We start from the raw sequence: 14,369 nt of genomic DNA on the forward strand, positions 1-14,369 counted from the left end.
GAGTCCCAATCCCGACACCCTGCCCCGGTTTTACGCCAAGCGCGGTTTCCGATGGGCGGCATGATTTCCCGGCGGCCCCGAAAATGGCAGGTCGCGCTTTCCCCCGCCGGGCGGCTGCTCTATCAATCCCGGACAGAAGGAAAGCAGCCCTCATGTCCCACATCACGCTCATTCGCCACGGCCAGGCCAATTCCACCGCGACCGACGAGGAAAGCTATGACAAGCTGAGCGATCTCGGCCACAGGCAAGCGGCTTGGCTTGGGGAGCATCTGCAAGAGACGGCGAACCATCACAGCCGGTTGTTCACCGGGACGCTGACCCGGCATCAGGAAACCGCGAACAGCATGGGGATGGAGATCGAGCCCGTGCGCGATGCGCGGCTGAATGAGCTGGAATATTTCACCATGGCGCAGCTTCTGGAGGATCAGCACGGCATCCCCTTTCCGCATGAGCAAGGAGCGTTTTCCACGCATCTGCCGACGGTCTTCACCTATTGGCGGGACGGAAAGCTGGAGGGCGCGCCGGAGACCTGGGATGAATTTCACACAAGGGTGGAAGACGCCCTGCAGGAGATCGCGGCAGAGCCCGGTCCGGCGCTGGTCGTCACCTCGGGCGGCCTCATTGCCATGGCCATGGCGCAGGCGATGGGCCTTGATATCCCGGCACAGGCGCGGGTGGCGCTGGCGATCATGCATACCTCCATGCACCGGCTTTTTCCCATCGGCGGGCATTGGTCGCCGGTGCTCTTCAACGCGGTGCCGCACCTGGACAGGCCGGACCGGCGGCAAGCGCAAACCCATATCTGAAAGGTTCTGACGATGATGAAGCTTTACTTTGCCACTGGTACGATCTCGATTGCCGTGGCGATTGCCCTGCATGAGGCGGGGATCGCGTATGACCCGGTGAAGGTTGATTTCGCCAGTGCCGAGCAGACCAAGGCGCCCTATCTGGAAATCAACCCCAAGGGCCGGGTGCCAGCGCTGGTGCTGGTGAACGGGAGCATTCTGACGGAAACGGGGGCGATCCTCGACTATCTGGCCGCGCTGAAGCCGGAGACGGGGCTGGTCCCCTCGGACATCGAGGAGGCTGCGCATATGCGCAGCGTGATGTACTACCTCGCCTCGACGATGCATGTGGCCCATGCGCACAAGATGCGCGGGACACGCTGGGCGGACCGGCAGGAAAGTTTCGACGATATGGCGGCGAAGGTGCCGGAGACGATGGCAGCCTGCGCGGCATACGTCGAGGCGCATTGTCTGCGGGGGGATTTCGTTCTTGGCGATGCGTTCTCGGTGGCCGATCCGTATTTGTTCATAGTCTGCAACTGGCTGGCGGGGGATAAGGTGACGGTGGCGGATTATCAGCGCATCGAGGCATTCCTTGCACGGATGGAGGCGCGGGAGAGCGTCAAGGCGGTACGCGCCAAGGGGATGCTGTGAGCGCGCCGCACCTCTGGGTCCGGGCCGAGCAGCGCGACAACGAAACCCGCGTAGGGATCACGCCCGACGGGGTTGCGGCGCTGATGGCAGAGGGGTTCGCGGTTTCGGTCGAGGCCTCGGAGAGCCGTGTGATTGCGACGGAGGCCTATCGTGCCACAGGTTGCGCGATTGTGCCCGCGCACAGCTGGCCGGATGCGCCGGAGGGGGCGATTGTCTTTGGTCTGAAGGAACTGCCGGACGATGGCACGCCGCTCAGGCATCGGCACATCATGTTCGGCCATGCGTTCAAGGGGCAGTCGGCGGGGCAGCGGTTGCTGAAGCGGTTCAAGGCGGGCGGCGGGAAGCTGCTGGACCTGGAGTATCTGACGGATGAGAAGGGCCGCCGGGTGGCGGCCTTTGGCTACTGGGCGGGCTTTGCGGGGGCGGCGGTGTCGCTGAAGTGCTGGGCGGCGCAGCAGCAGGGTGCGATCTGTGGGGCGGTGGCCCCTTATGCGAACGCCGAGGAGATGAAGAAGGCGCTGAAGCAGGAGCTTGGGGACGGCAAGCCGCCCACCGCGCTGATCATCGGGGCCTTGGGGCGTGTGGGGAACGGGGCCGCCGATCTGTGCCGCGCCATGGATGTGCCTGTGACGGGCTGGGACATGGCCGAGACGGCACATGGGGGGCCGTTTCCGGAAATCCTCGAGCACGATATCTTTCTCAACTGCATCCTTGCGGGGCCGCAGACGCCCGTTTTCGTGCCGAAGAACGCACTGACTGCAAAGCGCCGGCTCAGCGTCATTGGCGATATCGCCTGCGATCCGGACAGCGCTTTCAATCCGGTCCCGGTCTATGACCGCGTGACATGCTGGGAGGCACCGGCGCGGCGGGTGCATGACGCGCCGCCTCTCGACGTGATGGCGATCGACAACCTGCCGTCGATGCTGCCGCTGGAAAGCTCGAAGGATTACGCCGCACAACTCTTGCCGACGCTGAAGGCGCTCAAGGGCGACCCCGACGGCGTCTGGGCGCGAGCGGAAGGGCTATTCAGAGACCACCTGTCAAAGGCTTGACCGCCATCACCTGCCATGGTTTCGGAGCCGCCCTTGCGTGAGGACAGGCGGACAGGGGACCGGGCGGTTGCCAAGAGAAATCCTCGAGGGGCCCCTTCAGGGGATACGATGATTTCTCTTGGGAAGCGTCCGGTCCCATGTCAGGCAGGCCGCGCGCGAGGGTGGGTGCGAAACCGCTGCTGGTTTTGGAGGGCCCCGCAGCGCCTTTCTACGACTTCGAGCTAGCTGAAAATCCGGTAGTAGAGCGCGTCCGGCAGAAACTGGCTGAGCCGGAAGACCAGTGAGAACAACCAAGGGAAGCTTTTCTTGAACTTGTCGCCGCTGATGTGCTCGAAAACCGCCTGCGCGGCCTCTTCGGGTTCCATCAGGAAGGGCATGCGGAAGTCGTTCTTGTCCGTCAGCTGTGTCTTGATGAAACCGGGGTTGATCACCTGCACTTGCACACCGGTCTTGCGCAGGTCGGCGTACATGCATTCGGCAAGGCTCATGGTGCCTGCCTTGGAGGCGGTGTAGCCGATGGAGCCGGGCAGACCGCGAAAGCCCGTCAGGCTGGAGGTGATGACGATGTGGCCCTTGTCGCGGGCGACCATGGGCGGGACAACCTGGCCCATGGTGCGCATGAGGCCGGTGAAGTTGATGTCCGCCATGGCGTTGGCCTGATCGGCGTCCCATTCTTTGGCGCTGAAGGGCCAGTAAACCCCGGCGAGGTAGACAACGCCGTCAACCTCTCCCACTGCCTTGGCCGCCGCGATGACGCTGTCGTTGTCCGAGACATCGACAGTCTTGTAGCTGGCCTTGCCGGGCAGTGCCTCGACCACCTTTTTCAGCTTGTCCTCGGAGCGGGCGGAGACGATCACCTCCGCCCCTGCACGGCTGAGCTTGTGGGCGAGTGCTTCACCCAGGCCGTCGCTCGCGCCGACAAGCCAGTAGCGTTTTCCCTGCCAGTTTCTCATGCGGCCTCCACCGGGCGGATGGTTGCGACAAGCTCGGCCACCTTGAAGCCGAACTTGCGGAACTGGCTGCGGTTCACGATCACCTCGTCGGGCGTGAGGTACATCCAGTCCACTGTCTTGAGCACGTGCCCACCGGACTCCTCGGGCAGCCGAATGGCGTAACGCATCTGCACCGCTGGCCCCGCCTGCACACCCCGGCCGCCGCCCGGCACATCCTCGGCCTCGGTGATGAAATGGCCATCCTTGCCCATCGTGATGATCCACTGGCGTTTCTGGGTGGAGCCGTCGTTGTAGCGGAACAGTTCGTCCATGACGCCGCGGTCACCGTCCCAGTTGATGTCGAAATCCGCGACGAAGGTACTGGTCACCCGCCCCATCGGGCCAAAGATGACCCCCTCGCAGACCATCTTGCCGTTGAGGTGCTGCTGGATGTCGAAGGTCGGAAAGCCATCTTCGTAGTCCTCGATGCTCTGACCGTAGAACTCGGCAAAACGGCGGCGCAGGATCACCCCGCCAATCGCGATCAGGACGCCGAACATGATCAAAATCAGTGTTTCCATCAGGCGTCCTCCATTCCCCTGGCGCTGCTCAGCAGCGCGATTGCAATCAGTTTCAGTACGCAGGGCACACCGGCATAAAGAAGGACAAGCAGGCGCACCGCCTCGGGCGGGCTTTCCTGCGATCCCGTTTCGAGACCTGCGCTCTCAAGCAGAGGAAGTAGCGCGACGGCGGCCAAAGCCAATGTGAACTTCGAGACAAATGACCACAGACCAAAGCCCTCGGCGGCCGACGGCGAGATTTTTGCCATCCGTGTTGCGAACATCGCGGGCAGCAGGGTCAGGTCCGCCCCCAGCACCGCGCCCGAGGCGAGGCAGACCACAGCGAACAGCCATTGATCGCCCGCACCCAGAAAGAGCGCGCCGCCGAAAGACAGGATACCGAGCACCATGGCGGCCAGCAGCACAGGCTTCGGGCCGTAGCGCTCGGCCAGCATTCCCCAGAAGGGTGCCGCCGCTGCCGCCGACAAAAAGAACAGCAAGAGCAGCGGCCCTTCCCAGCCGGGTGCCTGCAGCGCGATCTCGACGTAGAAGAGAAAGAGGGTCGAGCTGACGGCAACGGGGGCCGCGTTGACAAGCGCAATCATCAGAAGCTTGCGCGCCAGCGGGTCGGAAAGCACGGTGCCGAAACCGGCGGAGGCAGGCAAGCCGGTGTCCTTCCATTCCCCCGACATGGCCAGCACCGCCGCCAGCGCCAGGACCGCAAAGCCAGCCGCGAACCCCGCAAAGGGCGCGCCCATCACCACGCCCAGCGCGACCGGCGCCACCGAGGCCACGCAGACCCCCAGAAGCGCCCCGGTCTCGCGCCAGCGGGCAAGCGACAGATGGCCCTTGCCCGCCATACTGTCCGCCTTGGCGACGCCTTGTGCGTAGAAGCAGATGGTCAGGAAACTGAAGCCGGAGAAGACCAGTGTCAGCATGGCGATGAACCAGATCAGCGGATCGACCGGCGGGTCGATCCCGAAAAGCCCGACCATCGCGGCAGCCATGACAGAGGCACCCAGTATAACGGCAAGGCCCCGGCGGTGGCGTAGTTTCTCGGACAGCCGCCCCAGCACCGGGTCCTGTATCACGTCGAAAAGCCGCAGGCCGAAGAGCACCGACCCCAATGCGGCGAGCGAGACGCCGTATTCGTCGACGTAGAACTTGGGCGCGTGGATATAGATCGGCAAACCCGCCGCCGACAGCAGGGCGGCGAAGAGTGCGTAGGAGGGAAGGCGCTGCCGAATGGCCTCGTTCACTGGGTGACTTCTTCCTGTGGCGGTTCGGGACGGGGGCGGAACTTGGCCCCTTTCCACCACAGTTTCAGCGCTTGCCAGTGGATCAAAGCGAGCACGCGCCGCGCGCCAAGTGGGCGGCGCAGCATGGCGCGCAGGATGCCGGTGTTGGTCAGGGGGCGGCGCTTGCCCGTGAGGGTCGCGATGAGCCCGCCGTTGCCCGCGGTGTAGTCGATCCAGACGCCGATGCGGTCGTCGGTGATGTCGAAGCGGAAGGTGTAGCCGCCTTCGATGGGCTGGAAGGGGGAGACGTGGAAGATCTTGGTCGCCTGCAGGTGGTCCTGCGGCAGGATCGGGCGCTGGTCAGCGTGGTGGCAAAGATAGCTGTGGCGGTCACCGTAGGTGTTCGTGACCTCGGAGATCACGGCGATCAGCGCTCCGCCCGCATCGCGGCAGAGCCAGAAGCTGACCGGGTTGAAGACATGGCCCAGCACGCGGGGCTGGGCGAGGAGTTCGATTTTCTCTACCCCCTCGATGCCATGTTCGCGCAGCACGTCGCGCACCCACGCGGCACCCCTGCCCTGCCCCGGCGCGCCACCGTGGTCGCTGTCCTGAAGAGAGGTCAGCCCGGCGCGGTTGCGACTAAAAAGCGCGGGCGTGCGCAACTGCGCCTCGGCGTCGCAGAGCACGTAGTCGATGGAGTAGCGAAAAGCGTTCTCCACCGCCCCCTTGCGCCCGTGATAGGTGTGGCCCGCGATATGATCGACGGTTTGTGTCATTCGGCAGCAATCGCCATCGGCTGGGCGGCGGTGATGGCCTCAACCACGTCCACGGCGCTGGCCAACCCGTCCTCGTGGAAGCCGTGCCGCATCCAAGCACCGCAGAACCACGTGTTGCGGGTACCGTTATGCTCGGCCACGACCTTCTGGGCAGCCAATGCCTCAAGGTCGTAGACCGGGTGGCGCAGCGTGACCTGATCGTAGATCAGCTCCTCGCGAATCGTGCGCTTGGTGTTGAGCGTCACGAAATGCAGGTCGTCCATCGGGATGGGCTGCAAGGAGTTCATCCAGTAGGTCAGGTCAATCCGGTCGGAAGCCGCATCGCGGTCCTCGGTGTAGACCCAGGAGGCCCAGGTCTTGCGCCGCTTGGGCATCATGCGCGCGTCAGCGTGGAGCGTGATGTCGTTGGGCTGGTACTTGATCGCACCCAGCGCCTGTTTCTCCACCGGATCGGCGTCGGTCAGCATCGCAAGGCTGTCGTCTGAGTGAGTGGCGAAGATCACCTCGTCGAAGGCTTCCCATTCGCCGCCCCATGTCTTGACCTCGACGCCGAAGGGCGTGCGGCGCACGCCCTGCACGGCGGCGCTGAGGCGGATGTCCACGCGGTTGCGGCGCATAGCGGCCTCGAGCCGGGTGACATAGTTCTGCGAGCCGCCCTGCACCGTATACCACTGGTGCTGGCCCGAGTAATTCAGCAGCGCGTGGTTTTCGAAGAACTGGACCATGGCGTGGGCGGGGAAATCCATGATCTTTTCGGTAGGCGTCGACCAGATCGCACCGGAGAGCGGCGAGAGGTAGTAGTCGCGGAAGTAGCGGCCGGTACCCAGCACTTCGAGGAATTCACCGATGGTCAGCGAGCGGTCATTGGCGACGCTCAGGGCATTCTTGTTGAACTTGAAGATGTCGCGCAGCATGCGGATGAAGGAGGGGTTCAGCGCGTTCTTACGCTGCGCAAAGAAAGCGTCCGCCCCGTGCAGCGCGTATTCCAGCCGGCCGCCGTCGATCGATGCACCAAAGCTCATGTTGGATTTGACGACTGGCACATCCAATTCGTCGAACAGGGCGGCGAGATGCGGATAATTGGCGTAGTTGAACACGATGAAGCCGGTATCGACCGGCTGATCGCCGTTCTTGCCAGCGATCACCGTGCGGGCGTGGCCACCCAACCGCTTGCCCGCCTCGAACAGGGTCACGTCGTGCTGGGGTGCCAGCATATGCGCGGCACCCATTCCGGAAATGCCAGCGCCGATCACGGCAATGTTGCGGCGCATGTGCGGGCCTTGGTGGCCGAGGCGTGGGTCTTCGAATGGCATAGGGTCGTCGCGTCCTGTTCGTTTCGATTGCGTTGGATGTAATACGGGGCACCCCGGCGGCCAGATTTAAAAAATCGTGGAATTATTTTTGATCTGACGGGTCTTTTGCCGCGTAAGACGTTCATGCTAGTTCAGGTATCAGAAAGCGCAGGGCGCACCTTCGGGGGAACGGGATGGCCCCCGATACCCCGTGCACCCCAAATGCGCACGGTGAGCAAGCAGCCGTCCCCGGGCAAGGCCAAATCCGATATGGAACCCGATTGGGTCGCACTCATGAAGCGGGTCCGCGATGACCGGGACAAGGCCGCGTTCGCCGATCTGTTCACGCATTTCGCGCCGCGGGTAAAAGGCTTCCTGATGAAATCCGGGGCTGACGCGACGACTGCCGAGGAATGCGCGCAGGATGTGATGACGACGCTCTGGCGCAAGGCCGATCAGTTCGATCCGCGCCGCGCTTCGGTCGCCACCTGGATATTCACCATCGCCCGCAACCGCCGTATCGACATGCTGCGCCGCGAGAACCGGCCCGAGCCCGAGGATCTGCCCTGGGGGCCGGAGCCCGAACCCGACCAGGCCGAAGTGATCGGGTTGCAGCAGGAAAGTGCACTTTTGGTCGAAGCGCTGAAGGCGCTGCCGGAACAGCAGCGCGACCTGATTGAAAAAGCCTATTTCGGCGATCTCACCCAGTCCGAGATCGCAAGCCTCACCGGTCTGCCGCTTGGCACGATCAAATCCCGTATCCGACTGGCGCTGGACCGCCTGCGCTATCTCATGAAGTGACGACAACGATGAGTATCAAACATCACCTTCAAGAAGAGACCCTTCTGGCCTATGCCGCAGGCAACCTGCCCGAGGCGTTCAACCTGATCGTCGCGGCGCATGTGTCGCTGTGCGACGACTGCCGCGCGGTGGTCGAAAGTTATAACAGCGTCGGCGGCGCGGTATTGGAAACCGCGGAGGCGTCCGCAATGGCTGCCGATAGCCTGACGCAAACGCTGGCGCGGCTTGATCGCGAAGCGGTCGAAGAACGGACCACACCCGCGAAGGGCGCGTTGCCACAACCGGTGCAAAGCTACCTGGGCGGCGATTTGGACGCCGTACGCTGGCGTCCCGTCGGCATGGGCGTGAAACAGGCGATCCTGCCGACATCCAGCAGCGCGACCGCGCGGCTCTTGATGATCCCGGCGGGCACCGCGATCCCCGATCACAGCCACGAAGGCATGGAGATGACGCTGGTGCTGCAGGGGGCCTTCATGGACGAGGACGACCGCTTTGCCCGTGGCGATATCGAGGTGGCGGATGGGTCGGTGTCGCATACGCCGGTGGCGGACATCGGCGAGGATTGCATCTGTCTCGCCGTCACTGATGCGCCGTTGAAGTTCAAGAGCTTCCTGCCGAAGATCGCCCAGAAGTTCGCGCGGCTTTGAGGGCCTCAGGCCCTTATCTTCGAGCGACGCGGTTACCACTGGCATTCTTTCCATGTTAGGGTTTTGCCAGAGACCCCACAGACATGGTGCGGGTCCAGAGGGTTCGGATGTTCAGGCAAATCTGCGCAGGACAATTTTTCCGGATGGGCGGGGCAAGGTGACACGACCGTCGCCCGAAGTGCTGGCTGTGTCCCGGCGCTGGATCGACGCGATCCAGTACCGCAGGGGGACGGAGCTTCGTAACCTCATGTCGGAGCAGGACCATCTGCGGTTTGTCGGCACCGGAGAAGGAGAGCTTTGGGCTGGCAACGCCGTGCGCGAAGGCGTAGCCGCGTTCTTCGGCGGCAACCCGACTTTGCTGAGGCACGATGAAACCTTTGCAGAAGCCTTCGAGAACGGTGAAACCGGCTGGTCCTGCCTGACGCACGAAATCGTTTTTGCCCATCAGCCGGACCGCATATTCAATGTGCGAACGACGCTGATACTCGAGCTTGAAGCCGGGGTCTGGAAGATCGTGCACCGACATGGGTCTGTGCCCATCCCGAACGTGGAATTCGTCGGCTACGAACAGACCGTGATTGCCGATCTTGTCGCCGCCGCGCGCAAGGGGTTCGCGCTGGACCAGCGCGAAGGCTTTGCCTCGATCATGTTCACCGACATCGTCAATTCGTCCCGGCTTGCCTCCGTGCTGGGGGACCGCCTGTGGTCTGCGGAGGTGGCGCGGCACTTCGATGAGCTGCGCGGCTGCATCGAAGAAGTAGGCGGTCAGTTTGTGAAATCGCTGGGCGACGGGACCATGTCGAGCTTTCCCGACCCCGCAAGCGCGCTCAGCGCGGCGCAGGCGATCATGGACGCGACAGAGCGGTCGGACGGCCCTGCAATCGCTCTGCGCATCGGGATTCACACCGGCAACGTGGTTCAGACGAAGGACGATTTCTTTGGCACCGTCGTCAACAAGGCGGCGCGGATTGCAGCCCTTGCGGCCCCCGGAGAGATCAGGGTTTCGGACGCCACGCGCGCGAGGGTTGGCGAGGCAGGAGCGTTCCGGTTTATCGAGGAGACGTCAGTGGAGCTTGAGGGCCTCGACGGCCTGCACACCGTTTTCCGGCTGGCATAGGTGGCGGCAGAAGCTTTGCGTTAGCCGTCCGACTTGGCAAGCGGCAGGACGTTCGTCTTGGTCGTCTCGCCCTCCAGTTCCTCAAAATCGAAGTTGTGCAGCCGCCCTGCCCGCTTGGCGGCCTTTTCAGACGAGATCATGATCTCGTCCACGTCCTTACGCGCCTGACCGAAGTGACGATCCAGGTTGCCGACGCGGGTGACAAGCCGCTCCACGTCCCCATGGAGCGCGCTCAGCTCCTTGCGAATGGCACCCGCCTGTTCGCGCATCCGCGCGTCCTTGAGGATTGCGCGCATGGTGTTGAGCGTCGCCATGCAGGTGGTGGGCGAGACGATCCAGACGCGTTTTTCGAAACCGTAGCGGGTGAGTTCGCCGAAGTTGGCGTGCAGTTCGGCATAGACCGCCTCGGAGGGCAGGAACATCAGGGCGCCGTCGGCGGTCTCGCCCTCGATGATGTATTTCTCGGCGATGTCGTCGATGTGCTTGCGCACGGCCACCTTTATCGCGCGCACGGCTTCCTTAAGCTGGTGGTCGGTCTCGGCGGCGCGCAGCGCCTCGTAGGCTTCCAGCGGGAATTTGCTGTCGATGACGATGGGGCCCGGCGGGTTCGGCAGGTGGATCAGGCAATCGGGGCGCTTGCCGTTCGAGAGAGTCGCTTGCAGGGCGTAAGCGTTCGCGGGGAGCGCCTTGGAGACGATGTCGCGCAGTTGGATCTCGCCAAAGGAGCCGCGCGTTTGCTTGTTGCTGAGGATGTCCTGAAGGCTGAGCACGTCGCCCGAGAGTTTGGTGATATTGTCCTGCGCCTTGTCGATGGCGGCGAGGCGTTCCTGCAATTGCGTGAGGCTGGTGGTGGTCTGTTTGGAGGTGCCGTGAAGCGTCTGGTTCATGCGCTCCTGCATCTCGGAGAGTGCGCGCGCGGATTTGGCGGCGTTGTCGGCAAGGCGGTCCTGCATCTGCTGTTGCACAGTGGCAAGCCGCGCCTCGACCGTCTGGATCATCTGCATTTGGGCGCTGGCTTGCGTGTCCGAGACGTTCTGGAGGCTGCCCTGCAACTGCGCCTGATGCGTGGCGAGTTGCTGGACTTGGCCGCCGAGAAGCTGGAGTTGCTGGCCGAGGGGGGCAGCCATGCGGGCGGAGCGGGCGGTGCCGCGGACGGCCATGATCAGCAGGATCAGGATGAGCAGCATCAGCGCGCCGCCCGCGAGGGTGGCGAGGACAACGGGGTCGTCCCATGCGTAGCTTTGTCCGCCGATCTCGATCATGTCCTGCCGAAGAGCCTTTCGATGTCCTTGAGTTTCAGTTCCACGTAGGTCGGCCGTCCGTGGTTGCACTGGCCGGAATGGGGTGTCGCCTCCATCTCGCGCAGCAGCGCATTCATCTCCTCGGCGCGCATCCAGCGGCCCGAGCGGATGGAGCCGTGGCAGGCGATGCGGCTGAGGATGGCCTCGAGCCTGGATTGCAGCAGGGTGCTGTCATTCTGGTCGGCAAGTTCGTCGAGGATATCGAGGAGGAGTCCGCGGGCGTTGACCTCGCCGAGGATCGCGGGGGTTTCGCGCACGGCGATTGCGCTGCCGCCGAAGGCTTCGATGCCCAGGCCAAAGCGGGCGAGGTCTGGGGCCATGTCGAGCAGGCGCGCGCAATCGCCTGCCGAAAGCTCCACGATCTCTGGGATCAGAAGCGCCTGGGCGGCGACGCCGTTCTCGGACATCTGGCGTTTCAGCTTTTCGTAGACGAGGCGTTCGTGGGCGGCGTGCTGGTCGACGATCACCATACCGGTGGCGGTCTGGGCGATGATGTAATTCTCGTGCACCTGTCCGCGCGCGGTGCCGAGGGGGAAGTCCTGCGGGGTTTCCTCGACCTCTGGCGAGACCTCCTCGGCAGGGGGCGTCACCCGTCCCCAAGGGGTTGTTGTTTCGGCGAAACCCGGTGATTGCGCCTGATGCGCGGCGTGCCGCGCGCCCAGCGAGGGGCGGTCCATCTGGTAGACGCGCGCGCCGACGGGTTCGGGCTGCATCGCCCCGAGTGTCGCCCCGGCGACGGTTGTGGAGGCGCGGTGGCCTGCCTCTGCCAGCGCGTGGCGGAGGGCCGAGACGATGAGCCCGCGCGCGAGGCCGGGGTCGCGGAAGCGGACTTCGGACTTGGCGGGGTGGACGTTGACGTCGACGAGCGTGGGGTCGCAGTCGATGAAGAGCGCGGCGGCGGGGTGGCGGTCACGGCTGAGGAAGTCGTGGTAGGCTCCGCGCAGGGCACCGATCAGCAGCTTGTCGCGGACGGGGCGGCCGTTGACAAAGAGATATTGGGCGACCGGCGAGCCGCGCGAGTAAGTGGGGAGGGCGGCGAAGCCTGTGAGGTGCAGGCCCTCGCGGGTGGCGTCGATGGGCAGGGCGTTTTCGGCGAACTCGCGACCGAGAACTTCGCTCAGGCGTCCGTGGAGGGCGTCGAAGAGGTCGCCCTGTTCGGCTTGGACGCGGAAGACGTCGCGGCCCGCGCCGTCGCCCGAGGCATCGCGCAGGGTGAAGGCGATGAAGGGTTCGGCCATGGCGAGGCGTTTGATCACGTCCGTGATCGCCTGCCCCTCGGCCCGGTCGGTGCGCAGGAACTTGAGCCGCGCGGGTGTGGCGTAGAAGAGATCGCGCAGGGTGACGACGGTGCCGCCATTGAGTGCTGCGGGTTTGACCGGATCCATGCGGCCGCCTGCGACGGCGATTTCCGCGCCCTCCTCGCCTTGGGGGCGGCTCTGGATGGTCAGACGGCCCACTGCGCCGAGGGAGGGGAGTGCTTCGCCCCGGAAGCCGAAGGTGTGGATGTTAAGAAGATCGCTTCCGTCGATCTTGGAGGTGGCGTGGCGGGAGAGGGCGAGCGGCAGATCGGGGCCCGAGATGCCGCAGCCGTCGTCGGTCACGCGGATCAGGGTCTTGCCGCCGTCGGCGATTTCGACGGTGATCCGCCGCGCGCCCGCGTCGATGGCGTTTTCCACCAGTTCCTTGACCGCCGACGCGGGGCGTTCGACCACTTCACCGGCGGCGATGCGGTTGATCGCGGCCTCGTCGAGTTGCCGGATCACCGGGCGGATGTCGCTTATATTGGGGTTCGGGGCGCTCATGGCGCTAAACCTAGCATGGTGTGGGGTCGGACTGAACCCGATTCGGTAAGGGTGGACGGGGCGTCCACCTTACGGGGGGTGCTACGGCTGGAACGTAAGGTGGACGTGTCGTCCACCCTCCCTCAATCGGATGTCGCCGCGCGGTACCAGGCGACGATCTTGTCGCGTTCTTCCTGTTGCATCAGGCTGAGGTTCGCGGGAGGCATCGCGTGGGTGAGGCCCGATTGCAGGTAGATTTGCGTGGCCGCCGCGGCGATCTGGTGCTCGGTCTCGAGCCGCACGCCCTTGGGGGGCCAGAGGACGCCCTCCCAGAAGGGCTCTGTCGCGTGGCACATGGAGCAGCGGCCGGTGACGATGTTCTTGACCTCGTCGAAGCCCTCGGCCTGCGCGAATTTGAGGGCAGCGCCCCGTGCTTCCTGCGGTTCCTCGGCGCGGAACATCGGCGCGGTGGAGAGCCACATGATCACGATGAAGAGGATCGCGGTCACGAGCCAGGTCCAGATCGGGTCGCCCTTGCGCGCGTGGATCGTGTTGAAATATTGCCGGATCGTCACGCCCATGAGGAAGACCAGGCTGGCGATGATCCAGTTGGCTTCGGACGCGAAGGCCAGCGGGTAGTGGTTCGACAGCATCAGGAAGAGGACGGGCAGCGTCAGGTAATTATTATGCGTACTGCGCTGCTTGGCGATCTTGCCGTATTTGGCATCGGGCACACGCCCTGCCTTGAGGTCCGCGACCACGATGCGCTGGTTTGGCATGATGATGAAAAAGACATTCGCCGTCATGATCGTGGCGGTGAAGGCGCCGAGATGCAGCATCGCCGCGCGGCCCGAGAAGACGGAGGTGTAGAAATACGCCATGCCGACGAGGATCACGTAAAGGAGGAGCATCAGGCGGGTGTTGTCGTCGCCGAATTTGCTCTTGCAGATCTGGTCGTAGGCGAGCCAGCCGAAGGCCAGGGAGGCGAGCGAGATCAGGATCGCCAGCGGCGTGCCGATGTCGGCGACGGCGGGGTCGACAAGGTAGAAGTCGGCGCCGAAGTAGTAGACGAGGACCAGGAGTGCGAAGCCGGAGAGCCAGGTCGAATAGCTCTCCCATTTGAACCAGACGAGGTCGTCGGGCATCTTGTCCGGTGCCACGAGGTATTTCTGCACGTGGTAGAACCCGCCGCCGTGGACCTGCCATTCCTCGCCGTCCGCGCCGCTGGCGAGGTTGCGGTCACGGTGCAGACCGAGGTCGAGTGCGATGAAGTAGAAGGATGAGCCGATCCAGGCGATGGCCACGATGACGTGGGTCCAGCGGACCGCGAATTCGATCCAGGCGGCCATGACGGCGAGGTCGTACATCTGTGCTCCTTTTCAGGCGTGGCGCGGGTTGCGGGCGGGGGCCTCCGGCGGGGACTTTATTTGGCC

At 64.2% G+C, this 14,369-nt stretch carries 14 protein-coding genes; 6 read left to right on the plus strand and 8 right to left on the minus strand.

Annotation, left to right across the window (positions count from 1 at the left end; all coding sequences use genetic code 11):
• Positions 1–152: 152 nt before the first annotated feature.
• From AB2B41_RS09540 to AB2B41_RS09550, 3 genes are read left to right on the plus strand one after another with little or no spacing between them, the layout of a single operon-like run.
• Positions 153–806: a histidine phosphatase family protein gene (locus AB2B41_RS09540; RefSeq protein ID WP_367877553.1), complete on the plus strand. Its 654-nt coding sequence runs from the start codon at positions 153–155 to the stop codon at positions 804–806.
• A 15-nt stretch (positions 807–821) separates the two neighbouring features.
• Complete coding sequence (locus tag AB2B41_RS09545) at positions 822–1,439, plus strand: glutathione S-transferase family protein (protein WP_367877792.1); 618 nt, start codon at positions 822–824, stop codon at positions 1,437–1,439.
• Positions 1,436–2,491, plus strand: a complete 1,056-nt coding sequence (locus tag AB2B41_RS09550) for a saccharopine dehydrogenase (RefSeq protein ID WP_367877554.1) — start codon at positions 1,436–1,438, stop codon at positions 2,489–2,491. Before AB2B41_RS09545 ends, AB2B41_RS09550 begins: the two co-directional genes overlap by 4 nt.
• 221 nt (positions 2,492–2,712) lie before the next feature.
• Here AB2B41_RS09550 and AB2B41_RS09555 read toward each other — a convergent pair whose 3' ends face one another.
• The 5 genes from AB2B41_RS09555 to AB2B41_RS09575 are packed head-to-tail and all read right to left on the minus strand — an operon-like array spanning position 2,713 to position 7,310.
• Positions 2,713–3,444, minus strand: coding sequence for an SDR family NAD(P)-dependent oxidoreductase (locus AB2B41_RS09555; RefSeq protein ID WP_367877555.1), 732 nt, complete (start codon positions 3,442–3,444; stop codon positions 2,713–2,715).
• On the minus strand, positions 3,441–4,004 hold the full coding sequence (locus AB2B41_RS09560; RefSeq protein ID WP_367877556.1) for a DUF3833 family protein: 564 nt from the start codon (positions 4,002–4,004) through the stop codon (positions 3,441–3,443). Before AB2B41_RS09560 ends, AB2B41_RS09555 begins: the two co-directional genes overlap by 4 nt.
• Positions 4,004–5,242 (minus strand): MFS transporter, encoded by a 1,239-nt coding sequence (locus AB2B41_RS09565; RefSeq protein WP_367877557.1) that lies wholly within the window; start codon positions 5,240–5,242, stop codon positions 4,004–4,006. The genes AB2B41_RS09560 and AB2B41_RS09565 overlap by 1 nt, the downstream gene beginning before the upstream one ends.
• Positions 5,239–5,997: a DUF1365 domain-containing protein gene (locus tag AB2B41_RS09570; RefSeq protein ID WP_367877558.1), complete on the minus strand. Its 759-nt coding sequence runs from the start codon at positions 5,995–5,997 to the stop codon at positions 5,239–5,241. Before AB2B41_RS09570 ends, AB2B41_RS09565 begins: the two co-directional genes overlap by 4 nt.
• Entirely contained in the window at positions 5,994–7,310 is a 1,317-nt protein-coding gene (locus tag AB2B41_RS09575) for an NAD(P)/FAD-dependent oxidoreductase (RefSeq protein WP_420014285.1), read from the minus strand. The genes AB2B41_RS09570 and AB2B41_RS09575 overlap by 4 nt, the downstream gene beginning before the upstream one ends.
• Positions 7,311–7,559: 249 nt before the next feature.
• Between AB2B41_RS09575 and AB2B41_RS09580 the strand changes: the two genes are divergently transcribed.
• The 3 genes from AB2B41_RS09580 to AB2B41_RS09590 all read left to right on the plus strand — a co-directional run bounded on the left by AB2B41_RS09580 (position 7,560) and on the right by AB2B41_RS09590 (position 9,854).
• A complete protein-coding gene (locus tag AB2B41_RS09580; protein ID WP_367877793.1) occupies positions 7,560–8,090 on the plus strand; it encodes a sigma-70 family RNA polymerase sigma factor in 531 nt (176 codons plus the stop codon).
• Between the two features lie 8 nt (positions 8,091–8,098).
• Positions 8,099–8,737, plus strand: a complete 639-nt coding sequence (locus tag AB2B41_RS09585; protein ID WP_367877560.1) for a ChrR family anti-sigma-E factor — start codon at positions 8,099–8,101, stop codon at positions 8,735–8,737.
• 157 nt (positions 8,738–8,894) lie between these two features.
• Positions 8,895–9,854, plus strand: coding sequence for a nuclear transport factor 2 family protein (locus tag AB2B41_RS09590; RefSeq protein ID WP_367877561.1), 960 nt, complete (start codon positions 8,895–8,897; stop codon positions 9,852–9,854).
• Positions 9,855–9,874: 20 nt separating this feature from the next.
• Here AB2B41_RS09590 and AB2B41_RS09595 read toward each other — a convergent pair whose 3' ends face one another.
• The 3 genes from AB2B41_RS09595 to AB2B41_RS09605 all read right to left on the minus strand — a co-directional run bounded on the left by AB2B41_RS09595 (position 9,875) and on the right by AB2B41_RS09605 (position 14,303).
• Positions 9,875–11,116: a DNA recombination protein RmuC gene (locus AB2B41_RS09595; protein WP_367877562.1), complete on the minus strand. Its 1,242-nt coding sequence runs from the start codon at positions 11,114–11,116 to the stop codon at positions 9,875–9,877.
• Entirely contained in the window at positions 11,113–12,957 is a 1,845-nt protein-coding gene (gene mutL, locus AB2B41_RS09600; protein ID WP_367877563.1) for a DNA mismatch repair endonuclease MutL, read from the minus strand. The genes AB2B41_RS09595 and mutL overlap by 4 nt, the downstream gene beginning before the upstream one ends.
• A 122-nt stretch (positions 12,958–13,079) precedes the next feature.
• The gene (locus AB2B41_RS09605) at positions 13,080–14,303 is read right to left on the minus strand and encodes a urate hydroxylase PuuD (protein ID WP_367877564.1); all 1,224 of its coding nucleotides are present in this window, start codon (positions 14,301–14,303) and stop codon (positions 13,080–13,082) included.
• Between the last annotated feature and the right edge of the window lie 66 nt (positions 14,304–14,369).

The organism is Sulfitobacter sediminis, assembly GCF_040811725.1.
GTDB classification, from domain to species: Bacteria; Pseudomonadota; Alphaproteobacteria; order Rhodobacterales; family Rhodobacteraceae; genus Sulfitobacter; species Sulfitobacter sediminis.